The sequence below is a fragment of the Streptomyces formicae genome (assembly GCF_002556545.1).
GTDB lineage: Bacteria > Actinomycetota > Actinomycetes > Streptomycetales > Streptomycetaceae > Streptomyces > Streptomyces formicae_A.
This window is the reverse complement of sequence record NZ_CP022685.1, coordinates 5,099,613-5,125,293: the sequence shown is the minus strand read 5'-3', so window position 1 is coordinate 5,125,293 and position 25,681 is coordinate 5,099,613. Positions and strand designations below refer to the sequence as shown.

Sequence of the window (25,681 nt, the reverse complement as noted above, 5' to 3'; positions counted from 1 at the left end):
ACTCACCCCGCATCACCCCAAGCACCGCCCCCGAGGAGCGAGTTCAACCGGGGCCATCCCGACTCCCTGAAGAACGCCCGCTCTCCCCACCGCAGCGCGGGCACGGTCACCACCAGGCCCGAAGCGGCCCGCTCCAGCACGCGCACCTCGGCGATCCTGCGTCGGCCCGCGCGGTCGCGTACGAGATGGATCACCACCGAGAGCGCCGCCGCCAACTGGCTGTGCAGGGCGGTGCGGTCGAGCCCCGCGGCCGTGCCCAGGGCTTCGAGCCGGGCAGGCACGTCCGCCGCGGCATTGGCGTGCACCGTGCCGCAGCCGCCCTCGTGGCCCGTGTTCAGCGCGGCAAGGAGATGGGTCACCTCCGGGCCTCGCACCTCGCCGACCACCAGCCGGTCGGGCCGCATCCGCAGCGCCTGGCGGACCAGGTCGTCCAGGCCGACGAGACCGACCCCTTCCTGGTTCGCGGGCCTGGCCTCAAGACGCACCACATGGGGGTGGTCGGGCCTCAACTCCGCCGAGTCCTCGGCCAGGACGATCCGTTCCTTGGGCCCGACCAGGCCGAGCAGCGCGCTCAGGAGCGTCGTCTTGCCGCTGCCCGTGCCCCCGCTGATCAGGAAGGAGAGACGGGCGTCGAGCAGGGCCCGCAGCACCCGGTCGCCACCGGGCGGAACCGTCCCCGCCGCGATCAGTTCCGCGAGGGTGAAGGCGCGCGGCCGCACGACCCGCAGCGAGAGGCAGGTCGAGCCCACGGCCACCGGCGGCAGCACCGCGTGCAGCCGCGTGCCGTCCGGGAGACGGGCGTCCGCCCAGGGCCTCGCGTCGTCGAGCCTGCGGCCCGCCACGGCCGCGAGACGCTGCGCGAGCCGCCGCACCGCCGCCGCGTCCCGGAAGGTGACCCCGGTGAGCTCCAGGCCGCCGCCCCGGTCCACCCACACCCGGTCGGGCGCGGAGACCAAAACGTCGGTCACCGACTCGTCCGCGAGCAGCGGCTCAAGAGGTCCCGCCCCCACCAGCTCCGAGCGCAACTGCGCCGCCGCCCCGAGGACTTCCGCGTCCCCGAGCACCTTACCCTGGGCCCGGAGCGCTTCCGCGACGCGCGCCGGAGTGGGCTCCGTGCCGCTCTCCGCGAGCCACTGCCTGACCCCGTCCAGCATCCGGGCCCCGACCACCGCGCTCATGCGCCGCCTCCCGCCGCGCTGTCCACCGGCACCCGGTCCCAGAAGGCGGCACAGAACCGCGCCAGCGGCCCGCGCGCGGCGCCCCCGGGCGGCACCCCACCGCACTGCCCGGCCAACAGCCCCGGCTCCCACGGGACTTCGCCGACCAGCGGCAGCCCGAGCAGCCGCGCGACCTCATCGGCCTCGAACCCTCCCGGAGCGCCCTGCTCGCCGATCCCGGACCCTGCGCCCCCGGCGACGACCACCCGCAGATCGCGCAGCACCATCCCCGCGGCCGACGCCACCCGCCGCGCCCCCGCCACGGCGCGCAGCTCCGCGGGCACCACGAGAAGGCCCAGGTCCACCTGGTCCAGCGCCTCGGCGACCGCCTCGTCCACGCGGCGCGGCAGATCCACGACCACCACTCCGCCGCGCCTGCGGGCGGCCGCGACGACCGCGCGTACGGCCTCCGGGGCGACGGCCACCACGTCACCCCTGTCCCAGCTCAGCACCCGCAGCGCGTGCAGCTCCGGCAGGGATTCCTCGAGGGCGCCGCCCCCGACCCTGCCCCGCGACGCGGCGAAGGCCGGCCACCGCAGTCCGTCGGCGGCCTCACCGCCCAGCAGGACGTCCAGGCCCCCGCCCAGCGGGTCGGCGTCGACGAGCATCGTGCGGTGCCCGGCCCGCGCCGCCGTGACCGCGAGGGCGCAGGCCAGCGTGGACGCACCGGCCCCGCCGCGCCCGCCGATGACCCCGACGGTGAGCGCGGGCCTGCCCACGCCCTCGGCCACGTCCGCGATGCGGTCCACGAGCCACTGCTCGCCGTCGGGCAGGAGCAGCACGCGGTCGGCGCCGATCTCCACGGCCCGCTGCCAGACCCCCGAATCGTCCTGGTCCCGTCCGACGAGGACGACCCCGCGGCGGCGCGCGGCCCCGCGCACCCGGTCCACCGCGTCGTCCCCGACGAGCACGAGCGGCGCCGAGTCCCAGCCTTCTCTCCCCTCGGGCCCGCCGTGATGCACCTCGGGCCGTGCCCCCGCGGCGGCGCACAGCCGCAGCAGGTCGTCGAGCAGCTCCACGTCCTCCGTGACGATCAGCGGTCCGCTCTGCCGTCCGTCGGACGTCGCCGCCCCATCGTGTGAAATGACTCCACCCACGATCTCCATCCCCCTCTCACCGCAAGCGCCTGTGAATGCCGCGTCCCGCAGCCCGCGGAGAACCGGACAAAGCAATCCGGCCATGAACTTCGCGAGTGGAACGGGCGGAATCAGCGTGCAGCGGTCCGGGAAATCGTGTGGATCTTGGTCAATAACTGTGGACAAGACGGTGGCTGTGAATATCCCGCTCACCCATACCAGTGACATCCCGGCGACTTCCGCAGCGCAGCCTCACGACTACGCACAGTGACGAACTCAGGGCATGGCAGAAGATCGCCACGAGGGCGATCAGCTTGGCCGGTAGGCCGATTGAGGGATCATCGGAGGGTTGAAAACCCATCCGGACATGCGACGACCCCCGCCGGGGGGGAGAGCGGGGGTCGTCCCCACGGTCCGACTCGGGGGGGGAGGAGCCAGACCGGGTTAGCACGGTCGCGAACGATCCGTGACTTCCATGGTGTACCCGAGAGCCTTCTCAGGCAAACCCACGCGCCTCAGCTTACGCCGAATGGTGGGCGCCTATGCTCGGGCTCGTGGAAAACCACTCCTTGCCTCGCACTGCCGCGTTCTTTGACCTGGACAAGACGGTCATTGCGAAGTCGAGCACGCTCACCTTCAGCAAGTCGTTCTACCAAGGCGGCCTGATCAACCGCAGGGCGGTACTGCGCACCGCGTACGCGCAGTTCGTCTTCCTCGCGGGCGGAGCCGACCACGACCAGATGGAGCGGATGCGCGAGTACCTGTCCGCGCTGTGCCGTGGATGGAACGTGCAACAGGTCAAGGAAATCGTCGCGGAGACCCTGCATGACCTGATCGACCCGATCATCTACGACGAGGCCGCGTCCCTCATCGAGGAGCACCACACCGCGGGCCGCGACGTCGTCATCGTCTCCACGTCGGGCGCCGAGGTCGTCGAGCCGATCGGTGAACTCCTCGGCGCGGACCGGGTGGTGGCGACCCGCATGGTGGTCGGCGACGACGGCTGCTTCACCGGCGAGGTGGAGTACTACGCGTACGGGCCCACCAAGGCCGAGGCGATCAAGGACCTCGCGCGGTCGGAGGGGTACGACCTCGACCGCTGCTTCGCCTACAGCGACTCGGCGACCGACCTGCCGATGCTCGACTCCGTAGGGCACCCCTTCGCGGTCAATCCGGACCGGGCGCTGCGCAAGGAGGCCCTCGCGCGCGAGTGGCCGATCCTCGACTTCCACCGGCCCGTGCGCCTGAAGCAGCGCCTGCCGGCGCCGCCGCGCCCCGCCCTGGTGGCGGCGGCCGCGGTCGGCGCCGCGGCGGCCACGGCGGGACTGGTGTGGCTCGCCACCCGCCGCCGCGCGGCCGCCGGTTGACCAGGCCCAAGCCGCCCTGCCGTGCAGGCCGAAGCCGCCCTCCCGTACAGGCCGAAACCGTCCGCCCGTTTCATGCCTGTTTGAACCTAAAAGTAAAGAAGTGCAGCCAGGACTTCCGCTTACTCCAGGACAGGAGTACAAAGGAGTCAACGGCCCGCGAGACCAAGGACATCCGAGAGGATTACCTTTAAACGCAACCAAGGCCCCACGGACCGAAGCATGGACATCGAGCACCCACGCGACGTCGACCCGTCGATTACGGGCCAGCCGCACCAGGTGACGGGCAACGTCCCGACCTGATGGGCAACACTTCGAGGACGCTTGGTAACCCGATGGACATGCCAGCGGCGGTACGGATTTCCGTACCGCCGCAACCCTTGTCAGGGCCCTGAACCGACCGTCCGGCCGTTCCTAGGCCGCGCCGCGCTGCATCGCCTCGCAGACCGCCGTCGACTCCCTGACGCCCAGCTCGACCGCCCTGCCGCAGTACGCGATCCAGGCGGCCATGCCCTCCGGAGTGCCCGACGCGTAGCCGTCGAGCGCCGCCACGTAGGCCGCCCTGCCCTGCTCCGCGTGCCCGGCCTCGGCCGGGCAGATCGACTTCGGGTCGAGGCCGCTGCCCACCAGGACGATGCGCTCGGCGGCCCGCGCGACCAGGCCGTTGTGCGAACCGAAGGGCCGCAGGCTGAGCAGCTCGCCGTGGACCACGGCGGCCATCACCAGCGCGGGGGCCGCACTGCCCGCGATGATCAGCTGCGACAGGCCCTCGAGGCGGCCCGCCACCTCGTCCGCGTCCGGCAGCGCCAACTCGACGAGGGGCTCCTCGACGGACTCGCCCGCGAGGCGCGGCCGCCCCGCCGCCTCGTCGGCGTCCGCCGAGGCGACCAGGTGCAGACGCGCGAGGACCCGCAGCGGCGACTGCCGCCAGATGGACAGGAGTTGGCCCGCCTCCGCGGTCAGCCGCAGGGCGGCACCGACGGTGCGGGCCTCGCCGTCACCGCTGAAGTCGCTGCGCCGACGGACCTCCTCCAGGGCCCACTCCGCACCGGAGAGCGCCGCGGAGCCGCGCGCTCCGCGCAGCGCGGCCTCGGAGGTGATCTCGTTGCTGCGGCGCCGCATGATCCGGTGTCCGTAGACCCGGTCCACGGCCTTGCGCACGGAGTCCACGGAGTCGGGCACGCCGGGCAGCCCGGCCAGGGTTCCGAGCGGATCAGCTGTCGTACTCATGAGTACGACCCTACGTACTCCAGGGCGCCGCTCCACGAAGGAGTGGTCTTCTTCACGCGGACCGAGTACCCCACGTATCCGAGCGGCTACGCTACGTGGTTATGAAAATCGCTTTCGTAGGGAAGGGCGGCAGCGGCAAGACCACCCTGTCCTCGCTCTTCATCCGCCACCTCGCCGCCACCGGCGCCCCCGTCATCGCGGTGGACGCCGACATCAACCAGCACCTGGGCCCCGCGCTCGGCCTCGACGAGGCGGCGGCCGCCGAGCTGCCCGCCATGGGCGCGCGTCTGCCCCTCATCAAGGACTACCTGCGAGGCTCCAACCCCCGCATCGCCTCCGCCGACACGATGATCAAGACGACGCCGCCCGGAGAGGGCTCGCGGCTGCTGCGGGTGCGCGAGGACAACCCCGTCTACGACGCCTGCGCGCGACCGGTGGAACTCGACGGCGGCGCCGTGCGTTTGATGGTCACCGGGCCGTTCACCGAAGCCGACCTCGGTGTCGCCTGCTACCACTCCAAGACGGGAGCGGTGGAGCTGTGCCTGAACCACCTGGTCGACGGCCGTGACGAGTACGCGGTCGTGGACATGACCGCGGGCTCGGACTCCTTCGCCTCCGGCATGTTCACCCGCTTCGACATGACGTTCCTGGTGGCCGAGCCGACGAAGAAGGGGGTCTCCGTCTATCGCCAGTACAAGGAGTACGCCCGGGACTTCGGCGTCGACCTCAAGGTCGTCGGCAACAAGGTGCAGGGCGAGGACGACCTGGACTTCCTGCGCGAGCAGGTGGGCGACGACCTCCTGGTGACCGTCGGCCACTCGGACTGGGTGCGCGCCATGGAGAAGGGCCGCCCGCCCCGCTTCGAGCTCCTGGAGGACGACAACCAGCGCTCCCTGCGGACGCTTCAGGCCGCCGTCGACGCCTCGTACGAGCGCAGGGACTGGGAGCGCTACACCCGCCAGATGGTCCACTTCCACCTGAAGAACGCGCAGAGCTGGGGCAACGAGCGGACGGGTGCCGACCTGGCCGACCAGGTCGACCCCGACTTCGTCCTGCGCGAGCGGATCACTGCTTCCGCGTGAACACTCGCGCAGGGTCCAGGACTTGACGGCGCTGTCGGGCGCTACGGCTTGACCGCCGGGGCGCCCGGGACGCCCTTCGGGGCCGGTGCGGGCCTGGCCGAGAGGAAGGCGGGCCAGCCCTCCTTCGGGGCCTTGCCCACCGGAAGCTTCGTCAGCTTCGCCAGCGTCTTCGGGTCCTGCGCGTCCAGCCAGTCGGAGAGCTGGCGGAAGGAGACACAGCGCACCTCGGGCTTGGTGCAGACCGATCCGATGGTCTCCTCGATGGCCCGCATGTACGTGCCGCCGTTCCAGGACTCGAAGTGGTTGCCGATGATCAGCGGCGCGCGGTTGCCCTTGTAGGCGCGGTCGAAGCCCTGGAGCAGGCCGTCACGCATCTGGTCGCCCCAGTACTCGTGCTTGGCGGGGTCGCCGTGCGAGGTCGAACCCGACTGGTTGACCATGAAGTTGTAGTCCATGGTGAGCGTCTCGAACTGGCGCCCGGGGACCGGGACGAGCTGCATCGACAGGTCCCAGAGCCCTTCCTTCTTCTTGGGCCACAGCTGGTTGTTGACCCCGCTGGTGTCGTAGCGGAAGCCCAACTCCCGCGCGGCGCGCATGAAGTTCTTCTGGCCCTCCAGGCAGGGGGTGCGGGCGCCGACCAGTTCCTTGTCGTAGTCGAAGGGCAGCGGCTGCGCCTTCTTCATGCCCGTGTTCGTCTTCCACGCCTTCACGAAGGACTTGGCCTGGTTGATCTCGCTCTTCCAGTCCTCGACGGACCACTCGCCGACGCCGCGGCCCGCGCCGCAGAAGTGGCCGTTGAAGTGGGTGCCGACCTCATTGCCCTCGAGCCAGGCGCCGCGGAGCTGGTCCACGGTGTCCTTGATTCCCTTGCGGTCGTTGAAGCCGATGTCCGAGCTGCCCGCCAGGTGCTGCGGCGGCTTGTAGAGCTCGCGCTTCGCCTCGGGCAGCATGTACACGCCGCTGAGGAAGTAGGTCATCGTGGCGTTGTTGCGCTTGGCGACCTTGCGGAAGTGCGAGAACAGCTTCTGGCTGTCCTCGCCCGCGCCGTCCCAGGAGAAGACCACGAACTGGGGTGGTTTCTGACCGGGCTTCAGGCGCTCGGGTCTCGGCAGGTGCGGCTGCTGGCCGGTGAACGCCGTGGAGCCGTCGCCGATCATGCGGACCGGGGCCTTGGGCGCCGCGGCGCCCGCCGCCTTCTTCGCGCCGGAAGCCCCTTCCCCCGCGCCGTCCTTGGCGCCACCGCGTTCGGCGCAGCCTGCCAGTGCCGCGACGCACGCCACGAGGGCGGTGAGGCTCGCGACGATCCTCCGGGTGGCGGCCATCTTCCGCCCACCTTCTTTCCATGCAAGTCGGGACAGATCGCCAGCAACCTCGCACGGAGCCCGGAATGTCGTGTTCCGACAAGCCGACGAAAGTTCTTATTCACTCTTTGGAGTGATTGATTACCCTATTTGCACCGAAATTCCATCCGCGACCTTTACTCTGCATTACGGTTCGTTTACCGAGAGTTGAGATATCCCGCCGCTGCACGCCGTGACCCACGGCCGCGACCCGCCCTCCGGACATCTCCGGAGGACCCCTTGTCCCGCGACCGCGCTGCCCCGGAGGAGACGGGAAACATGTCTGCCTGCGTCCCCACTCGCACCACCGACTCGGCCCACACGCCCCGCGCCAACAACCCGCACGCCCCACCGCCCCGCAAGAAGTTCCGCATCGCGAGCGCCGACCTCTCCGCGTCGGTCGCCGTCTTCCTGATCGCGCTGCCGCTCTCCCTCGGCATCGCCCTGGCCACCGGCGCCCCGCTCCAGGCGGGCCTGGTCGCCGCCGCCGTCGGCGGCCTGGTCGCGGGCCGGATCGGCGGATCCGCCCTCCAGGTCAGCGGCCCCGCCGCCGGACTCACCGTGGTCACCGCCGACCTCATCCAGCGGTACGGATGGCGGACCACCTGCGCCATCACCGTGCTCGCCGGACTCGCCCAACTCGGCCTCGGCTGCCTGCGCGTGGCCCGCACCGCGCTCGCCGTGAGCCCCGCCGTCGTCCACGGCATGCTGGCCGGTATCGGCGTCGCCATCGCCGTCGCCCAGCTGCACATCGTGCTCGGCGGCACCCCGCAGAGCTCCGTGCTCGACAACCTCCGCTCACTGCCCGCCCAACTCGCCGACCTGCATCCGGCCGCGCTGTCGATCAGCGTCCTCACGCTGGCGATCCTGCTGCTGTGGCCGCGGATTCCCGGGCGCCTCGGCCGGATCGCCCGCGTCGTGCCCGCCGCGCTCGTCTCGGTGGCCCTCGCGACCGTCGTCGCCGCACTCGCCCATCTCCACCTGGACATGGTCGATCTGCCCTCGTGGCGCAGTCACGCGCTGGTGGGGCTGCCCGAAGGGCCCGCGCTCGGGCTCGTCGCGGCCGTTCTCACCATCACCCTCGTGTGCAGCGTGCAGTCGCTGCTCGGCGCCGTCGCCGTCGACAAGCTGCTCTCCAAGCGGCCCGAGCTGAACGCGGGCGTGCGCCGCTCCGACCTCAACCGCGAGCTGCTCGGCCAGGGCACCGCCAACATCGTCTCCGGCGCGCTCGGCGGACTGCCCGTCGCCGGAGTCGCCGTGCGCAGCGTGGCCAATGTGCGCGCGGGCGCCGTCAGCAGGAACTCCACGATGCTGCACGGCGTTTGGGTAGTAGTGGCCGCGCTGCTCCTGGTCCCCGTCCTGGAGCTGATCCCCCTCGCGGCCCTCGCCGCCCTCGTCATGGCCGTCGGCATCCAGATGGTCAGCCTGAACCACATCCGTACGATCACCCGCCACCGCGAGATCCTCGTGTACGCCGTCACCACCCTCGGCGTGGTCTTCCTCGGGGTCCTCGAAGGCGTGGGGCTCGGCATCGCCGTCGCCGTGTGCGTCGCCATGCACCGCCTCGCCCGTACGCGGATCACGCACGAGGAGAGGGAGGGGGTCCACCACGTGCGCGTGCGGGGCCAGTTGACGTTCCTCGCGGTGCCCCGGCTCAGCAGGACGCTGCACCTGGTGCCGCAAGGGGCCGACGCCGTGGTGGAGTTGGACGGCTCCTTCATGGACCACGCCGCGTACGAATCGCTGCAGTGCTGGCAGGACGCCCACACCGCGCACGGCGGGACCGTCGAGGTCACCGGGCGCGCGGGCACCCGCATCGCCGAACCGGCGAGCGCCTCGCACTCCTGCTGCCGCCCCTGGACGCCCTGGCGCAACCACCACTGCGACCGCCCGCAGGAGGAGGAGCAGCACGCGGGGCGACCGAGCGGGCATCAACTGGCCACCGGTATCAGCGCGTTCCAGCGGAACACGGCACCCCATGTGCGCGGCGAGCTCGCCAGGCTCGCGCGTGAGGGGCAGCAGCCCGCACAGCTCTTCCTGACCTGCGCGGACTCCAGGGTCGTCACCTCGATGATCACGTCGAGCGGTCCCGGCGACCTCTTCGTCGTACGCAATGTGGGCAATCTGGTGCCGCTGCCGGGCGCCGAGAGCGGGGACGACTCGGTGGGCGCCGCGATCGAGTACGCGATGGACGTGCTCAAGGTGCGGTCCATCACCGTGTGCGGGCACTCCGGGTGCGGCGCGATGCAGGCGCTGCTCACCACCCCGCCCGGGGGCGCGCAGACGCCGCTGCGGCGCTGGCTGCGGCACGGGCAGCCGAGCCTGGAGCGGATGGGCGCGCAGGACAGGGCGTGGGCGCGGCTGGCCGGGCGCGCGCCCGCCGACGCGGTCGAGCAGCTCTGTCTCACCAACGTGGTGCAGCAACTGGAGCACTTGAGGGCGCACGAGTCGGTGGCGCGCCGACTTGCCGAAGGTGATCTTGAGCTGCACGGTATGTACTTCCACGTCGGAGAGGCGCAGGCCTATCTCCTCACGGAGGGCACCGGCGCGGAGCAACTGCCCGACGAGGTCTTCGATCAGGTGGCGCCCACGGCGCGGGTCACCGTCTAGGACCTGTCCGGCGGACGCTCTTCAGGTAAAGGTCTAAACCAATTTTCGGCAGACCCTTGTCACCACGGGTTGTGTCTGATGAGCTGTGGCTTCGGACACAACGGACACCCTGGGAAAGGGAGATGTCGTGAGCAACGAAAGCCTGGCCAACCTCTTGAAGGAGGAGCGTCGCTTCGCGCCGCCGGCGGAGCTGGCCGCAGCCGCCAACGTCACGGCGGAGGCGTACGAGCAGGCCAAGGCTGACCGGCTCGGCTTCTGGGCCGAGCAGGCCCGCCGGCTGACCTGGGCCACGGAGCCGACCGAGACGCTCGACTGGTCGAACCCGCCGTTCGCCAAGTGGTTCGCCGACGGGAAGCTCAACGTCGCGTACAACTGCGTCGACCGCCACGTGGAGGCGGGCAACGGCGAGCGCGTCGCGATCCACTTCGAGGGTGAGCCCGGCGACAGCCGGGCCATCACCTATGCGGAGCTGAAGGACGAGGTCAGCCGGGCGGCCAACGCCCTGACCGAGCTGGGCGTCCGGAAGGGCGACCGGGTCGCCGTCTACCTGCCGATGATCCCCGAGGCGGTCATCGCGATGCTGGCCTGCGCCCGCATCGGCGCCGCCCACTCGGTGGTCTTCGGCGGCTTCTCGGCGGACGCCATCGCCAAGCGCATCGAGGACGCCGACGCCAAGGTCGTCATCACCTCCGACGGCGGCTACCGCAGGGGCAAGCCGTCCGCGCTCAAGCCCGCCGTGGACGAGGCCGTGACCCGGGTCGCCGGGGTCGAGAAGGTCCTCGTCGTCCAGCGCACGAAGCAGGACGTGGCGTGGACCGAGGGCCGCGACGTGTGGTGGCACGAGATCACGCAGCGCCAGTCCGCCGAGCACACCCCCGAGGCGTTCGACGCGGAGCACCCGCTCTTCATCCTCTACACCTCGGGCACCACGGGTAAGCCGAAGGGCATCCTGCACACCTCGGGCGGCTATCTCACGCAGGCGGCCTACACCCACCACGCCGTCTTCGACCTCAAGCCGGAGACCGACGTCTACTGGTGCACGGCCGACATCGGCTGGGTCACCGGGCACTCGTACATCACGTACGGCCCGCTGGCCAACGGCGCGACGCAGGTGATGTACGAGGGCACCCCCGACACCCCCCACCAGGGCCGCTTCTGGGAGATCGTCCAGAAGTACGGGGTCACCATCCTCTACACGGCGCCGACCGCGATCCGGACGTTCATGAAGTGGGGCGACGACATCCCCGCGAAGTTCGACCTCAGCAGCCTGCGGGTGCTCGGGTCGGTCGGCGAGCCGATCAACCCCGAGGCGTGGATCTGGTACCGGAAGAACATCGGCGGCGACAAGTGCCCCATCGTGGACACCTGGTGGCAGACCGAGACCGGCGCGATGATGATCTCGCCGCTGCCGGGCGTCACCGAGACCAAGCCGGGCAGCGCCCAGCGCGCCCTGCCGGGCATCTCGGCCACCATCGTCGACGACGAGGCGAACGAGGTGCCGGACGGGGGCGGCGGCTACCTGGTCCTGACCGAGCCGTGGCCGTCCATGCTGCGCACCATCTGGGGCGACGACCAGCGGTTCATCGACACGTACTGGTCGCGCTTCGAGGGCAGGTACTTCGCGGGAGACGGTGCCAAGAAGGACGAGGACGGCGACATCTGGCTGCTCGGCCGGGTGGACGACGTGATGCTCGTCTCCGGGCACAACATCTCCACCACCGAGGTCGAGTCGGCGCTCGTCTCGCACCCGGCGGTCGCCGAGGCGGCGGTCGTGGGCGCGGCGGACCAGACGACGGGCCAGGCCATCGTCGCCTTCGTGATCCTGCGGGGCACGGCGGACGCCGAGGACGAGGGGCTCGTCGCGGAGCTGCGCAACCACGTGGGCGCCACGCTCGGCCCCATCGCCAAGCCCAAGCGGGTCCTGCCGGTGGCCGAGCTGCCGAAGACCCGGTCCGGGAAGATCATGCGGCGCCTGCTGCGGGACGTCGCGGAGAACCGCGAGCTCGGTGACGTCACCACGCTCACGGACTCCTCCGTGATGGACCTCATCCAGACGAAGCTGCCCTCGGCGTCCAGCGAGGACTGATCAGCTGATCAGCCGCCCTCGGGCGGACCAAGGGCACCCGGCGCCAAGCGCGCCGGGTGCCCTTTTTGTGCTTAAGGTGAAGATCACTGGATACGTCCGGGCGCACGTTAGGTACGCTAAGGATCGCGTCAACAACGCGACAAGAAAGATCTAGGTGCGCCGGGAAGTCTGGTCGGCATGAGCTTTGTCCTGCCTACCCGACCGGAGGTCGACTCTCGTGGCCGCGCCCGCCCCCAGCAGCAACAACCACAACCGCAAGGTGCTCGGACGCCTTTCGCTCCCCGAGCGGAACTTCGTCGCCAACGCGCTGCGCACCGAGACCGTCGGCGGCGTGCTGCTGCTCATCGCCGCGGTCACCGCACTGATCTGGGCCAACACGGCCGGCGGCTCCTACGAATCCGTACGGGGCTTCCACCTCGGGATCGGCTCGCTCGGCCTCGACCTTTCCATCCAGCACTGGGCGGCCGACGGCCTCCTCGCGGTCTTCTTCTTCGTGGCGGGCATCGAGCTCAAGCGCGAACTGGTCGCGGGTGACCTGCGCGACCCGAAGGCCGCGGCCCTCCCCGTCGTCGCCGCGCTCTGCGGCATGGCCGTGCCCGCGCTCGTGTACGTCCTGGCCAACACGGTCGGCGGCGGCTCGATGGACGGCTGGGCCGTGCCGACCGCGACCGACATCGCCTTCGCGCTCGCGGTCCTCGCGGTCATCGGCACCTCGCTGCCGTCGGCGCTGCGCGCCTTCCTGCTCACCCTCGCCGTCGTCGACGACCTCTTCGCGATCCTGATCATCGCGGTGTTCTTCACCAGCGACCTCAACTTCGCGGCGCTCGGCGGCGCCGTCCTCGGCCTCGCCGTCTTCTGGCTGCTGCTCAGGAAGCGGGTCCGCGGCTGGTACATCTACGTTCCGCTGGCGCTCGCCATCTGGGGCCTGATGTACAACAGCGGCATCCACGCCACCATCGCGGGCGTCGCCATGGGCCTGATGCTGCGCTGCCACAAGGAGGACGAGAGCGAGGAGCACTCCCCCGGCGAGCACATCGAACACCTCGTACGTCCCCTCTCCGCGGGCCTCGCCGTACCGCTGTTCGCCCTGTTCAGCGCCGGTGTGGCCGTCTCGGGCGGGGTGCTCGGCGACGTCTTCACCACGCCGGAGACGCTCGGTGTGGTGCTCGGTCTCGTGGTCGGCAAGGCGGTCGGCATCTTCGGCGGCACCTGGCTCGCGGCGCGCTTCACCAAGGCCGAGCTGAACGAGGACCTGGCCTGGCCGGACGTGTTCGCCGTCGCCTCACTGGCCGGTATCGGCTTCACCGTCTCGCTGCTGATCGGCGAACTCGCCTTCACCGAGGACCCGCTGCTCACCGACGAGATCAAGGCCGCGGTCCTGATGGGCTCGCTCATCGCGGCCGTGCTCTCCGGAATCCTCCTGAAGCTGCGGAACGCCAAGTACCGCAAGCTGTGGGAGGACGAGGAGCGCGACGACGACCTCGACGGCATCCCCGACGTCTACGAGCAGGACAAGCCGGACTACCACCTCCGGATGGCCGCCATCTACGAGAAGAAGGCGGCCGAACATCGCAGGCTTGCCGAAGTGTCGGGCGGGGAACGCGAGGATGGCAACGGTCCGGCATGATCTGAGCAGACATGATCTGAGCAGACACGTCTCAGAAGAGATCAGAAGAGAAAAAGGGGAGAACGCGATGAGCTCACCCGACGGACCCGTCGGCGCCGAGCGCAGCCTCGGCCAACTGGTCGCCACGGCGACCGGCGAGATGTCCGCGCTGGTGCACGACGAGATCGCACTGGCCAAGGCCCAGCTGCGGCAGGACGTCAAGCGCGGTGCGGTGGGCGGCGCCGCGTTCGCCGCCGCGGGCGCGGTCCTCATCTTCTCGCTGCCGATGCTGAGCTTCGCGCTCGCCTACGGCATCCGCACCTGGAGCGGATGGAACATGGCGATCTGCTTCGTCCTTTCCTTCGCCGCCAACGTGCTGGTGGCCGGGCTGCTCGCGCTGATCGGCGTCGTCTTCGCGAAGAAGGCCAAGAAGGGCAAGGGCCCGCAGAAGGTCGCCGCTTCGGCCAAGGAGACGGCTGCCGTACTGGGGAACGTCAAGCCGCACCCCCGCGCGGTGAGCCCCACGAGTGCCGTCGAGGTTCGAGTCGGTGAGACGGGGGCGACTGTGGCACGCTCGTCCTCATGACGGACCCTGCCGCCCATCCGGCCCAACCGCCCGCCTCGGTCGTACGCGTCGAGGGGCCCTGGACCCACCGGGACGTGGCGGCCAACGGAGCGCGCTTCCACATCGCCGAGATGGGGGACGGGCCGCTGGTCCTCCTCCTGCACGGCTTCCCGCAGTTCTGGTGGAGCTGGCGGCACCAGCTGGTGGCGCTCGCCGACGCGGGCTTCCGGGCCGTCGCGATGGACCTGCGGGGCGTGGGCGGCAGCGACCGCACCCCGCGCGGCTACGACCCGGCGAACCTCGCGCTCGACATCACGGGCGTCGTACGGTCCCTCGGTGAGCCCGACGCCGCGCTCGTCGGCCACGACCTGGGCGGATACCTCGCCTGGACGGCGGCCGTGATGCGGCCAAAGCTGGTGCGCCGCCTCGCCGTCTCCTCGATGCCGCACCCGCGGCGCTGGCGCTCGGCGATGCTCTCCGACCGCAGGCAGACCGCCGCCGGGTCGTACGTCTGGGGCTTCCAGCGCCCGTGGCTGCCCGAGCGTCAACTGGTCGCCGACGACGGCGCCCTGGTGGGCCGTCTGGTCCGCGACTGGTCAGGGCCCCGGCTGCCGGACGACGAGACGGTGGACACCTACCGGCGGGCCATGTGCATCCCCTCGACGGCCCACTGTTCGATCGAGCCGTACCGCTGGATGGTGCGGTCGATGGCCCGGCCCGACGGAATCCAGTTCAACCGCCGCATGAAGCGCCCGGTGCGGGTGCCGACGCTGCATCTGCACGGGTCGCTCGATCCCGTGATGCGTACGAGGAGCGCGGCGGGGTCCGGCGAGTACGTCGAAGCCCCTTACCGCTGGCGCCTGTTCGACGGCCTCGGGCACTTTCCGCACGAGGAGGACCCGGTGGCGTTCTCCACGGAGCTGGTGAACTGGCTGAAGGACCCCGAGCCGGACCGTTAGCCGCTCTTCCGACGGCCACCCATAGGAACACCTGTCCTACGAACGCCAATTGCCTGACGCATAGGCCAATTGGGGCCCCTGTGCGCGGTTACCGACCATGAGGCACGGGCACACGTCGGGGTATGGGCTGGACGCACGACTACAGTGACGTAGCACGCAATCGCCGCTCGGCCACAGCGCTGAACAGCCACGAGAGGGGCGGGCCACAGGATCCGGGCCATCACGGGCCCCCGCGAGCAGGTCTGCCTCAAGAAGGCATGGGCATTCCCCGCATCCTCCGCAGGAGGGCCCGCTGGGTCTCCGCGCGGCTGCGGCACACGCGCGACTGACCCGCTCCCCGTCAGCCAGGACCGGCCGACGACCCGTACCGGCCGTCGGCCGGGCCCGCCAGGACTCCGCTAGAGCGCGCAGCCCTGGCTGTCGACCTCCTGGTTGGCGGTGCGGCCCCGCTCGATGTCCCCGCGGACCTCGTCCGCCGTCAGCGCGTACCCCGTGTCCGGGTCGTCGAGGGACTTCGCGAAGACCACGCCGTAGACCTTGCCGTCGGGCGTGAGCAGCGGGCCGCCCGAGTTGCCCTGGCGGACGGTCGCGTAGAGCGAGTACACGTCGCGGCGCACGGTGCCCCGGTGGTAGATGTCCGGGCCCTTGGCCGTGATGCGACCGCGCACGCGCGCGGGGCGGACGTCGTAGGGGCCGTCCTCGGGGAAGCCCGCGACGATGGCTCCCGCGCCGCTGGTCGCGTCCTTGGACGTGAACTGCAGGGGCGGTGCCTTCAGCGTGGGCACGTCCAGTACGGCGATGTCGCGCTCCCAGTCGTAGAGGACGACCTTCGCGTCGTACGTCTGGCCCGTATCGCCTATCTGGACGGTCGGCTCGTCCACGCCGCCGACCACGTGCGCGTTCGTCATCACGCGGCGGTCCGCGAAGACGAAGCCGGTGCCTTCGAGGACCTTGCCGCAGCCGCGGGCCTCACCGCGGACCTTCACGATGGAGCGCTTGGCGGTCGTGGCGACCTTGCTCTTGGCGAGCTTGGGGTCCGGCGGCTGGACGTCCTTGATGGGCTCGTTCGAGAACGGGCTGAAGACCTGCGGGAAGCCGTTCTGCGCGAGGACCGAGGAGAAGTCGTTGAACCAGGTGTCCGCCTGGCCAGGCAGCGCGCGCGAAACACCCAGCAGGACCTTCGAGTTGCGCACTTCCTTGCCGAGCGTCGGCAGCGTCGTGCCCGCGAGGGCCGAGCCGATCAGCCAGGCGACCAGGAGCATCGCCACCACGTTCACCAGAGCGCCGCCCGTGGCGTCCAGGGCGCGGGCGGGCTGCCAGGTGATGTATCTGCGCAGCTTGTTGCCGAGGTGGGTGGTGAATGCCTGGCCGATCGAGGCGCAGACGATCACGATGACGACGGCCACCACCGCCGCGGTCGTCCCCACCGCTGCCGCGTCGTCGTCCGTGAGCGCGTCCCAGACGATCGGCAGCAGATAGACGGCGACGAGGCCGCCGCCGAGGAATCCGATCACCGAGAGGATGCCGACCACGAAGCCCTGGCGATAGCCCACGACCGCGAACCACACGGCTGCGAGCAGCAGCAGGACGTCCAGCACGTTCACCGATTCAATCCTCGCCTCGCATCGCGGCCGCCAACTTCCCGCAACCTTGTCATGCGCGCCAGTCGAGCGGGACCTGCCTGCTGCGGTCCCAGGGGCGCTCCCAGCCCGCGAAGTGCAGGAGTCTATCGATCACACCGGCCGTGAAACCCCAGACCAGAGCGGACTCGACGAGGAAGGCGGGGCCGTGGTGGCCCCTCGGGTGGACCGATGTCACGCGGTTCGCCGGATCCGTGAGATCGGCCACGGGGACCGTGAAGACACGGGCCGTCTCGTTCGGGTCGACGACGCCCACCGGGCTCGGGGAGCGCCACCAGCCGAGCACGGGCGTGACGACGAAGTCGCTCACGGGGATGAAGAGGCGGGGCAGCTCGGCGAAGAGCTGGACGCCCCGGGGGTCGAGGCCCGTCTCCTCCTCGGCCTCGCGCAGAGCCGCGCGCAGCGGTCCCTCCGCGCGCGGGTCGCCGTCCTCGGGGTCGAGGGCGCCGCCGGGGAAGGAGGGCTGTCCCGCATGCGAGCGGAGGGAGCCCGCGCGCTCCATCAGGAGCAGCTCGGGGCCCTTGGCGCCCTCTCCGAAGAGGACGAGCACGGCGGACTGGCGTCCGGCGCCGCTCTCCGGGGGCAGGAAGCGGCTCAGCTGGTGCGGCTCGATGGTCTCGGTGGCGCGGACGACCGGGTCCAGCCACGGGGGCAGGCCCGCGGTGCTCAGGAGTCCGTCCCCGGCGCGGCCTCTGTCGGCCTCTTCGCAACCGCTGCTCATGTGGTTCGTCCCGCTGTGCGTACCGCTGGTCTTCTCGCTCGCGTGCGTCATCGGCACCCCCGTCCGTCGTGGAGAACGCTCTTGGCCCCTCGGTTCGTTCCGCCCTGCCCCGATGTCACCCCTCGGCCAGCGGCGGCGCGGGCCTTCCCGGGTAGTCCGGCGGCGGCTTGAGGCGCTGGCCGGGCAGCCCGCCCATCTCGTACTTCAGGAGCTTCTTCGCCTTCTCCGGGTCGGTCTCGCCCTCTCCGTACGACGGGCAGAGCTCGGCGATCGGGCAGGCGCCGCAGGCGGGCTTGCGGGAGTGGCAGATGCGGCGGCCGTGGAAGATCACGCGGTGCGAGAGCATCGTCCACTCGCTCTTCGGGAAGAGCGCGGCGACGGCCGTCTCCACCTTCTCCGGGTCCGTCTCCTCGGTCCACTTCCAACGGCGCACCAGCCGTCCGAAGTGGGTGTCCACGGTGATGCCGGGGACTCCGAAGGCGTTGCCGAGGACGACGAAGGCGGTCTTGCGGCCCACGCCGGGGAGCTTGACGAGGTCCTCCACGCGGCCGGGGACCTCTCCCCCGAAGTCGTCCCGCAGGGCCTTCGACAGGCCCATGATCGACTTGGTCTTGGCCCGGAAGAAGCCGGTCGGCCTGATGAGCTCCTCGACCTCCTCGGGGACGGCGGCGGCCAGGTCCTCCGGAGTCGGGTACGCGGCGAACAGGCGCGGCGTCGTCTGGTTCACGCGCAGGTCGGTGGTCTGCGCGGAGAGGACCGTGGCCACCAGGAGCTCGAAGGGGTTCTCGAAGTCCAGCTCCGGGTGGGCGTACGAATAGACCTCGGCGAGCTCGCGGTTGATCCGGCGGGCACGGCGGACCAGGGCGGTGTGGGACTCGGGCTTGGTGGGGGGCTTCTTGGTGGGGGGCTTCGTGGGGGCGGGCTTCGTGGGGGCGGGCTTCGCGGTGGCGGTTTTTTTGGCTGCCGCCTTCGTGACCGCCGTCTTCTTGGCTACCGCCTTCGTGGCTGCCGCCTTCGTGACCGCCGCCTTCTTGACGACCGCCTTCGTGGCTGCCGCCTTCGTAGCTGCCGATTTCTTGGCTGCCGTCTTCTTCGCGGAGGTCGCGGACTTCTTCGCCGGGGCCGCCGCCGTCTTCTTCGCTGGCGTCGTCTTCTTCACCGTGAGTGCCTTAGATCGTCCGAGGGCTGTCCGATTTGTCGCTTTGCCGGGCGCGCTGGACGCATGTTCGCCCACAGCGGAATCATGGGACGCGGCCGCCATCTCAGCCCCCTCGGCCTGTGCTCTCACCGGCTTTTTGGACACCCGGCCAGCCTAGGGCCCCACACTGACATCCGTACTTGACCCCATGGATCGGCCCCCAATTGGCCCCCTCCCGCACAGCTTGCCGCGCCGGTGCGGCATCCTTGTGACTGATCACACTGTTTTGCACCGTCCGGCAAAATGGGGACCGGTCCCCTGATGCAGGTCGACAAGGAGAGAACTCGTGGACGACGTTCTGCGGCGCGCCCCGCTCTTCGCGGCGCTCGATGACGAGCAGGCCGCGGAGCTTCGCGGCTCCATGAGTGAGGTGACGCTCGCGCGCGGAGACGCCCTTTTCCATGAGGGAGACCCCGGAGACCGCCTCTACGTGGTCACCGAGGGCAAGGTGAAGCTTCACCGCACCTCACCCGACGGCCGCGAGAACATGCTCGCGGTGCTCGGCCCCGGCGAGCTCATCGGCGAGCTCTCGCTCTTCGACCCGGGCCCGCGCACGGCCACGGCGTCCGCCCTCACCGAGGTCAAGCTGCTCGGCCTCGGCCACGGCGACCTCCAGCCCTGGCTGAACGCACGCCCCGAGGTGGCTTCCGCGCTGCTGCGCGCCGTCGCCCGGCGCCTGCGCAAGACCAACGACCAGATGTCCGACCTGGTCTTCTCCGACGTGCCTGGCCGAGTGGCCCGCGCGCTCCTCGACCTGTCGCGCCGCTTCGGCGTGCAGTCCGAGGAGGGCATCCACGTCGTGCACGACCTCACGCAGGAAGAGCTCGCCCAGCTGGTCGGCGCCTCCCGCGAGACGGTCAACAAGGCGCTCGCGGACTTCGCCGGGCGTGGCTGGCTGCGGCTGGAGGCCCGCGCGGTGATCCTCCTGGACGTGGAGCGACTCGCCAAGCGCTCGCGCTGACACGCCAACGCATACGTGACTGGGCCCCGCCTCAAGCTTGAGGCGGGGCCCAGTCGCGTTCACGAGCCGCAGAGCGGCACATGCGGCACATGCGGCACATGCGGCACATGCGGCACACCCAGTGTGGCGAATTGGCGTGATTTAGCCCCTGACTCGCTGCACAGTTGACCCATGAACACCAGTGCCGTCACCGGACACGGTCCCGGGCTCGATCCGCAGGGCTACATCGCGCGGGAGGGCTCTCTCGGGCAGGTGCAGGCGGAGTTCCGGCCGGTCGTCGCCGCCGCGCGCGACCGGGTGCTCGCGGTGTTCGGGACGCGCCTCGACAGCGCCTACCTCTACGGCTCGATCCCGCGCGGCACCGCGCGGCCCGGCCGTTCCGACCTCGATCTGCTGATCGCCCTGCGCGAGGAGCCGACGGACGCCGACCGGGCCGAAGTCGAAGCCCTCGGGGCCGCCCTCGACGAGGAGTTCGAGCAGATCGACGGGGTCGGCGCCCTCCTGGAGAGCAGGCAGCGGCTGCTGAGCGAGGCGGAGACGTACGACCTCGGCTGGTTCGTCGCCTGCCTCTGCACGCCGCTGCTCGGCGAGGACCTGGCCGAGTTCCTGCCGCGCTACCGGCCCGACAGCCTGCTCGCCCGCGAGACCAACGGCGATCTGGCGCTCTTCCTGCCCCGCTGGCGCGAGCGGGTCGCGGCCGCGGCGGACGACGACGAGCTGCGCGCGCTCTGCCGGTCCTTCGCACGCCACCTCGTCCGCACCGCCTGCACGCTCGTCATGCCGCGGTGGAACGGCTGGAGCAGCGATCTGACCGAGATGGCCGAGGTGTTCGCGCAGTACTACCCCGAGTGGGGCGGGCGGCTGCGGGACGCCGCGGCCCTCGCGTACGAGCCCGTCGCGGACCGGGCCGTCCTCGCCTCGTACACCGAGGAGCTCGGGCCCTGGCTGGCCGCCGAGTACGCCTCAGTCCACGGCACCAAGACGCCCCGCGAGGGCGGCAGGAACGACCGGTTCGGCCAGTAGGCCAGTAAGCCAGTAGGACCGGAGGCGGCTAGATCAAGCCATGCTCCCGGAGGTACTCCAGCTGCGCGCGTACGGAGAGCTCGGCGGCGGGCCACAGGGAGCGGTCCACGTCGGCGTACACGTGCGCGACGACGTCGGAGGGGGCCGTATGGCCGTTCTCCACGGCCGTCTCCACCTGGGCCAGCCGGTGGGCGCGGTGCGCGAGGTAGAACTCGACGGCGCCCTGGGCGTCTTCGAGCACGGGTCCGTGGCCCGGCAGGACGGTGTGGACGCCGTCGTCGACCGTCAGTGACCTCAGACGGCGCAGCGAGTCCAGATAGTCGCCCAGACGGCCGTCAGGGTGCGCCACGACCGTCGTGCCGCGGCCGAGCACCGTGTCACCCGTCAGGACCGCCCTGTCGGCGGGGAGATGGAAGCAGAGCGAGTCCGCGGTGTGGCCCGGCGTGGGGACCACGCGCATCTCCAGGCCGCCCGTGGTGATCACGTCACCGGCGGCCAGGCCCTCGTCGCCCAGGCGCAGGGCGGGGTCGAGGGCCCGCACGTGCGTACGGGTCAGTTCGGCGAAGCGGGCGGCGCCCTCCGCGTGGTCCGGGTGACCGTGGGTCAGGAGCGTCAGCGCGACGCGCTTCCCGGCCTTCTCGGCGGTCTCGACGACCCGGCTCAGGTGGGCGTCGTCCAGTGGCCCGGGGTCGATGACGACCGCCAGGGGCGAGTCCGGCTCGGCGACGATCCAGGTGTTGGTGCCGTCCAGGGTCATCGCGGAGGCGTTGGGCGCGAGCACGTTGACGGCGCGGTCGGTGGCGGGGCCGCTGAGGACTCCGCCACGGGGCTGGCCGGGGAGGGCGGCGGCTTCGGTCATGAAGGGGTGTCTCCCGTCGGGGGTGCGCTTCGGCGGATCGCGGGCGGAGCCACGGCTGCGAGGGCGAGGGCGGGGGCAGGGGCGGGGTGGCCGGTGTTCCTCACGAGCCGCTCTCCGGAGAGACCCGTTTGGTGAACTCGTCGTGGCCCGGCCAGGAGAGGACCAGCTCGCCGTCCTCCACGCGCGCGCGTGCCAGTACGGGAGTCATGTCCTGCTCCGGAGCCGCCGCGAGCGCGTCGGCCGGGCTCCGATGGGGGCTCAGGGCACGCAACGTGGAGATCGTGGGCGGCATCATCAGGAGTTCGCCCTTGTCGTAGCGGGCGGCCGCCTCCGTCGGGCGGATCCAGACCGTGCGGTCCGCCTCCGTGGAGGCGTTGCGCGTGCGCTGTCCGGTGGGCAGCGCGGCCACGAAGAAGAACGTGTCGTAGCGGCGGGGCTCGAACTCGGGGGTGATCCAGCGCGCCCAGGCGCCGAGCAGATCGCTGCGCAGGACCAGGCCCCTGCGGTCGAGGAACTCGGCGAAGGAGACGTCGCGGGCCACCAGCGCCTCGCGGTCCGCCTCCCAGTCGTCGCCCGTGGTGTCGCCGACGACGGTGTCCGGGGTCGGTCCCGCGAGCAGGACGCCCGCCTCCTCGTACGTCTCACGGACCGCCGCGCACACGATCGCCTGCGCCTCGGCCTCGCCGTCGACGCCGAGGCGGGCCGCCCAGGACGCGCGCGTGGGGCCCGCCCAGCGCACCAGACGGTCGTCGTCGCGCGGGTCGACACCGCCGCCCGGATACGCGTACGCGCCTCCGGCGAAGGCCATGGAGGCGCGTCTGCGCAGCATGTGTACTTCAGGGGCGCCGCGCTCCGCACTGCCCCTGAGCAGCATGACGGTCGCGGCCCGGCGAGGGGTCGCCGGAATCAGCTCGCCGCTCGCCAGGGCGCGGATGCGGTCGGGCCACTCCGGGGGATACCACTGCCCATTTGCCATGCGCGGAGGCTATCCCCAAGTGGGCTGATGTTCGAGAGGCAACGATCAGTGCCTACAGGGGCTCCGAAAACCGGTGCCGACGCCCCAGGCAGGCCGGAAGCCGCCTACGCCTCCGTCAGCTCCACCTGGAACTCGACCTCGACCGGAGCGTCGAGCGGCAGCACCGCGACACCGACGGCACTGCGCGCGTGCACGCCCTTGTCGCCGAGAACCTCGCCGAGGAGCTCGCTGGCGCCGTTGATGACGCCGGGCTGCCCCGTGAAGTCGGGGGCGGAGGCGACGAAGCCGACGACCTTCACGACGCGCGCGATGCGGTCCAGGTCACCGGCGACCGACTTGACCGCGGCCAGCGCGTTGAGCGCGCAGACGCGGGCCAGGTCCTTGGCCTCCTCGGGGGTGACCTCGGCGCCGACCTTGCCGGTCACGGCGAGCTTGCCCTCCACCATCGGGAGCTGGCCCGCGGTGTAGACGTACACGCCGGACTGGACGGCCGGCTGGTACGAGGCCAGCGGCGGCACGACCTCGGGCAGCGTCAGGCCGAGCTCGGCGATGCGCGCCTCGACGGCCCCGCTCATGCCTGCTTCTCGCGCTTCAGATAGGCCACCAGCTGCTCGGGGTTGTTCGGCCCGGGCACGACCTGGACCAGCTCCCAGCCGTCCTCGCCCCAGGTGTCCAGAATCTGCTTCGTGGCATGGACGAGCAGCGGCACGGTTGCGTATTCCCACTTGGTCATGTGGCCGACTGTAGCCGGTGTCGGGCGGTGCTCAGGGTGGGCTCCTGCGTAGCCCGGGCCGCGACTGGTTAGGCTCGAATACGTGAGCAGGCTCCAGGTCGTCAGTGGCAAGGGCGGTACCGGCAAGACCACGGTGGCCGCGGCCCTCGCGCTCGCCCTCGCGACGGAGGGCAAGCGGACCCTCCTCGTGGAGGTCGAGGGCAGGCAGGGCATCGCGCAGCTCTTCGAGACGGAGGCGCTGCCTTATGAGGAGCGGAAGATCGCCGTCGCTCCCGGGGGCGGGGAGGTGTACGCCCTCGCCATCGATCCCGAGCTCGCGCTGCTCGACTACCTCCAGATGTTCTACAAACTGGGGGGCGCGGGTCGCGCGCTCAAGAAGCTCGGTGCCATCGACTTCGCCACCACCGTCGCGCCGGGGCTGCGGGACGTGCTCCTCACCGGCAAGGCGTGCGAAGCCGTGCGCCGCAAGGACAAGAGCGGGCGGTACGCGTACGACTGCGTCGTGATGGACGCCCCGCCGACGGGCCGCATCACGCGCTTCCTGAACGTGAACGACGAGGTCGCCGGGCTCGCCAAGATCGGGCCCATACACAACCAGGCGCAGGCCGTGATGCGGGTGCTCAAGTCGCCCGAGACGGCCGTGCACTTGGTGACGCTCCTGGAGGAGATGCCCGTCCAGGAGACCGCGGACGGGATCGCCGAGCTGCGGGCCGCGCAACTGCGCGTGGGGCGCGTCATCGTGAACATGGTGCGGCCCGAGCTGCTCGACGAGGCAGAGCTCGAACTCGGCCTCGACCGGACCCCGCGTACGGCCATCGCCAAGTCGCTTTCCGCCGCGGGACTCGGCGGGGCCCGCAAGGGCGGCGCCGCCGAACGGCTCGTCGATCCGCTCCTCGGACAGGCCGCGGAGTACGCCGAGCGGTTCGCCCTGGAGCGCGACCAGCGCGCCGTGCTCACCGGTTTCGGCAAGCCGCTGCACGAACTCCCGCTGCTGGCGGGCGGGATGGACCTCGCGGGCCTGTACGAGCTCGCCACGGCACTGCGGAAGCAAGGGATCGCATGACCCCGGACCCGGCACGGACCTCCGAGACCGCCCGCACCGCGGACGACGCCGCGCGCCCGCTGGATTCCGCACGCGCGCTGGACGTCGACGCGCTGCTCGACGACCCGAAGACCCGCATCGTGGTGTGCTGCGGCTCCGGAGGCGTCGGCAAGACGACCACGGCGGCCGCCCTGGGGCTGCGCGCGGCCGAGCGGGGCCGCAAGGTCGTCGTCCTCACCATCGACCCGGCGCGCAGGCTCGCCCAGTCGATGGGCATCGACCAGCTCGACAACGTGCCGCGCCAGGTCAAGGACGTGACGGGCGACGGCGAGCTGCACGCCATGATGCTCGACATGAAGCGCACGTTCGACGAGATCGTCGAGGCGCACGCGGACAAGGAGCGGGCGGCCGCGATCCTCGGCAACCCCTTCTACCAGTCGCTCTCGGCGGGCTTCGCGGGCACGCAGGAGTACATGGCGATGGAGAAGCTGGGGCAACTGCGCTCGCGCGACGAGTGGGACCTGATCGTCGTCGACACACCGCCCTCGCGCTCGGCCCTGGACTTCCTCGACGCTCCCAAGCGCCTGGGGTCCTTCCTCGACGGCAAGCTGATCCGGCTGCTCATGGCCCCGGCCAAGGTGGGCGGCCGGGCCGGGATGAAGTTCCTGAACGTCGGCATGTCGATGATGACGGGGGCCCTCGGCAAGCTGCTCGGCGGGCAGTTGCTGCGCGACGTACAGACGTTCGTGGCCGCGATGGACACCATGTTCGGCGGGTTCCGCACCCGCGCGGACGCGACGTACCGCCTGCTCCAGGCGCCGGGCACGGCGTTCCTCGTCGTGGCGTCGCCGGAGCGGGACGCGCTGCGGGAGGCCGCGTACTTCGTGGAGCGCCTGGCCGCCGACGACATGCCGCTGGCCGGTCTCGTACTGAACCGGGTGCACGGCAGCGGCGCCGCCCAGCTGTCGGCCGAGCGGGCGCTTGCCGCCGCGGAAAATCTTGACGAGAGCCGCATTGTGGATCAGGAGGGCGGGAAGATTGGAGTTCGTAACGCCCCGGACAGTGCCCCGGACGCCGACCCGATTCGTGACTCCCCTACGGATCCCGGGACTTCCGAGGCCCCCCGGGCTTCCGAGGCTTCCCAGACTCCCGAGAACGCGGACCCCGACGATCCGTCGGCAGGTCACCCCTCAGTCGAGCAGTTGACCGCGGGGCTGCTCCGGCTGCACGCCGAACGCATGCGGCTGCTCGCGCGTGAACAGCACACGCGCGATCGCTTCACCGCGCTCCACCCCGAGGTGGCGGTGGCCGAAGTGGCCGCGCTGCCGGGCGATGTGCACGACCTCGCGGGCCTCCGGGCCATTGGGGAGCGGCTGGCAGGCTGACGTGTCCC

At 71.0% G+C, this 25,681-nt stretch carries 23 protein-coding genes; 12 read left to right on the top strand and 11 right to left on the bottom strand.

The features are described from left to right. Window positions 1–2: 2 nt before the first annotated feature. A complete protein-coding gene (locus KY5_RS22115) occupies window positions 3–1,178 on the bottom strand; it encodes a TadA family conjugal transfer-associated ATPase (RefSeq protein ID WP_098243888.1) in 1,176 nt (391 codons plus the stop codon). Beyond that, window positions 1,175–2,323 carry a septum site-determining protein Ssd gene (gene ssd / locus KY5_RS22110; protein ID WP_418952806.1) on the bottom strand — a complete coding sequence of 383 codons (1,149 nt, stop codon included), beginning with the start codon at window positions 2,321–2,323 and terminating at the stop codon, window positions 1,175–1,177. The genes KY5_RS22115 and ssd overlap by 4 nt, the downstream gene beginning before the upstream one ends. A gap of 512 nt (window positions 2,324–2,835) precedes the next feature. Here ssd and KY5_RS22105 point away from each other — a divergent pair. Further along, entirely contained in the window at window positions 2,836–3,660 is an 825-nt protein-coding gene (locus KY5_RS22105) for an HAD family hydrolase (RefSeq protein WP_098243887.1), read from the top strand. Between the two features lie 411 nt (window positions 3,661–4,071). Here the strand turns inward: KY5_RS22105 and KY5_RS22100 are convergent, their stop codons facing one another. Beyond that, window positions 4,072–4,887 carry a Fic family protein gene (locus KY5_RS22100; RefSeq protein WP_098243886.1) on the bottom strand — a complete coding sequence of 272 codons (816 nt, stop codon included), beginning with the start codon at window positions 4,885–4,887 and terminating at the stop codon, window positions 4,072–4,074. Window positions 4,888–4,988: 101 nt separating this feature from the next. On the opposite strand from KY5_RS22100, the gene KY5_RS22095 reads away from it, so the two are divergent. Beyond that, a complete protein-coding gene (locus tag KY5_RS22095) occupies window positions 4,989–5,969 on the top strand; it encodes an ATP-binding protein (RefSeq protein WP_098243885.1) in 981 nt (326 codons plus the stop codon). A 41-nt stretch (window positions 5,970–6,010) separates the two neighbouring features. On the opposite strand, the gene KY5_RS22090 is transcribed toward KY5_RS22095, so the two are convergent. Next, the gene (locus tag KY5_RS22090; protein WP_098243884.1) at window positions 6,011–7,291 is read right to left on the bottom strand and encodes a hypothetical protein; all 1,281 of its coding nucleotides are present in this window, start codon (window positions 7,289–7,291) and stop codon (window positions 6,011–6,013) included. Between the two features lie 297 nt (window positions 7,292–7,588). Here KY5_RS22090 and KY5_RS22085 point away from each other — a divergent pair, with 297 nt between their 5' ends. From KY5_RS22085 to KY5_RS42600, 6 genes are all read left to right on the top strand, one after another. After that, window positions 7,589–9,919: a bifunctional SulP family inorganic anion transporter/carbonic anhydrase gene (locus KY5_RS22085; RefSeq protein ID WP_098243883.1), complete on the top strand. Its 2,331-nt coding sequence runs from the start codon at window positions 7,589–7,591 to the stop codon at window positions 9,917–9,919. Window positions 9,920–10,046: 127 nt separating this feature from the next. Further along, window positions 10,047–12,005, top strand: a complete 1,959-nt coding sequence (gene acs, locus KY5_RS22080; RefSeq protein WP_418952805.1) for an acetate--CoA ligase — start codon at window positions 10,047–10,049, stop codon at window positions 12,003–12,005. A 217-nt stretch (window positions 12,006–12,222) separates the two neighbouring features. Beyond that, window positions 12,223–13,632, top strand: a complete 1,410-nt coding sequence (nhaA, locus tag KY5_RS22075) for a Na+/H+ antiporter NhaA (RefSeq protein ID WP_098243881.1) — start codon at window positions 12,223–12,225, stop codon at window positions 13,630–13,632. Window positions 13,633–13,699: 67 nt separating this feature from the next. Next, a complete protein-coding gene (locus KY5_RS22070) occupies window positions 13,700–14,197 on the top strand; it encodes a phage holin family protein (RefSeq protein ID WP_098243880.1) in 498 nt (165 codons plus the stop codon). Continuing rightward, a complete protein-coding gene (locus tag KY5_RS22065; RefSeq protein WP_098243879.1) occupies window positions 14,194–15,135 on the top strand; it encodes an alpha/beta fold hydrolase in 942 nt (313 codons plus the stop codon). Before KY5_RS22070 ends, KY5_RS22065 begins: the two co-directional genes overlap by 4 nt. 122 nt (window positions 15,136–15,257) lie before the next feature. Further along, the gene (locus KY5_RS42600) at window positions 15,258–15,464 is read left to right on the top strand and encodes a hypothetical protein (protein ID WP_098243878.1); all 207 of its coding nucleotides are present in this window, start codon (window positions 15,258–15,260) and stop codon (window positions 15,462–15,464) included. 69 nt (window positions 15,465–15,533) lie between these two features. Here the strand turns inward: KY5_RS42600 and KY5_RS22055 are convergent, their stop codons facing one another. The 3 genes from KY5_RS22055 to nth all read right to left on the bottom strand — a co-directional run bounded on the left by KY5_RS22055 (window position 15,534) and on the right by nth (window position 18,757). Continuing rightward, window positions 15,534–16,739, bottom strand: coding sequence for a MarP family serine protease (locus KY5_RS22055; RefSeq protein WP_098243877.1), 1,206 nt, complete (start codon window positions 16,737–16,739; stop codon window positions 15,534–15,536). A gap of 49 nt (window positions 16,740–16,788) precedes the next feature. Beyond that, a complete protein-coding gene (locus tag KY5_RS22050; protein ID WP_098247398.1) occupies window positions 16,789–17,496 on the bottom strand; it encodes an NUDIX hydrolase in 708 nt (235 codons plus the stop codon). A 115-nt stretch (window positions 17,497–17,611) separates the two neighbouring features. Then, window positions 17,612–18,757: an endonuclease III gene (gene nth / locus KY5_RS22045; RefSeq protein ID WP_098243876.1), complete on the bottom strand. Its 1,146-nt coding sequence runs from the start codon at window positions 18,755–18,757 to the stop codon at window positions 17,612–17,614. Window positions 18,758–18,980: 223 nt separating this feature from the next. Here nth and KY5_RS22040 point away from each other — a divergent pair, with 223 nt between their 5' ends. Beyond that, window positions 18,981–19,655 (top strand): Crp/Fnr family transcriptional regulator, encoded by a 675-nt coding sequence (locus tag KY5_RS22040; RefSeq protein ID WP_055553109.1) that lies wholly within the window; start codon window positions 18,981–18,983, stop codon window positions 19,653–19,655. Between the two features lie 171 nt (window positions 19,656–19,826). Then, window positions 19,827–20,678 (top strand): nucleotidyltransferase domain-containing protein, encoded by an 852-nt coding sequence (locus KY5_RS22035; protein ID WP_098243875.1) that lies wholly within the window; start codon window positions 19,827–19,829, stop codon window positions 20,676–20,678. A 28-nt stretch (window positions 20,679–20,706) separates the two neighbouring features. Here KY5_RS22035 and KY5_RS22030 read toward each other — a convergent pair whose 3' ends face one another. From KY5_RS22030 to KY5_RS22015, 4 genes are all read right to left on the bottom strand, one after another. Beyond that, entirely contained in the window at window positions 20,707–21,537 is an 831-nt protein-coding gene (locus KY5_RS22030; RefSeq protein ID WP_098243874.1) for an MBL fold metallo-hydrolase, read from the bottom strand. A 100-nt stretch (window positions 21,538–21,637) separates the two neighbouring features. Next, complete coding sequence (locus KY5_RS22025) at window positions 21,638–22,513, bottom strand: NUDIX hydrolase (protein WP_098243873.1); 876 nt, start codon at window positions 22,511–22,513, stop codon at window positions 21,638–21,640. Window positions 22,514–22,617: 104 nt separating this feature from the next. Next, window positions 22,618–23,088: a RidA family protein gene (locus KY5_RS22020; RefSeq protein ID WP_098243872.1), complete on the bottom strand. Its 471-nt coding sequence runs from the start codon at window positions 23,086–23,088 to the stop codon at window positions 22,618–22,620. Further along, complete coding sequence (locus tag KY5_RS22015) at window positions 23,085–23,246, bottom strand: DUF4177 domain-containing protein (protein WP_003975360.1); 162 nt, start codon at window positions 23,244–23,246, stop codon at window positions 23,085–23,087. Before KY5_RS22015 ends, KY5_RS22020 begins: the two co-directional genes overlap by 4 nt. Before the next feature lie 82 nt (window positions 23,247–23,328). Between KY5_RS22015 and KY5_RS22010 the strand changes: the two genes are divergently transcribed. Both KY5_RS22010 and KY5_RS22005 read left to right on the top strand, forming a co-directional pair. Then, window positions 23,329–24,309, top strand: a complete 981-nt coding sequence (locus tag KY5_RS22010) for an ArsA-related P-loop ATPase (protein ID WP_098243871.1) — start codon at window positions 23,329–23,331, stop codon at window positions 24,307–24,309. Continuing rightward, the gene (locus KY5_RS22005; RefSeq protein WP_098243870.1) at window positions 24,306–25,673 is read left to right on the top strand and encodes an ArsA family ATPase; all 1,368 of its coding nucleotides are present in this window, start codon (window positions 24,306–24,308) and stop codon (window positions 25,671–25,673) included. Before KY5_RS22010 ends, KY5_RS22005 begins: the two co-directional genes overlap by 4 nt. The last annotated feature ends 8 nt before the right edge of the window (window positions 25,674–25,681 follow it).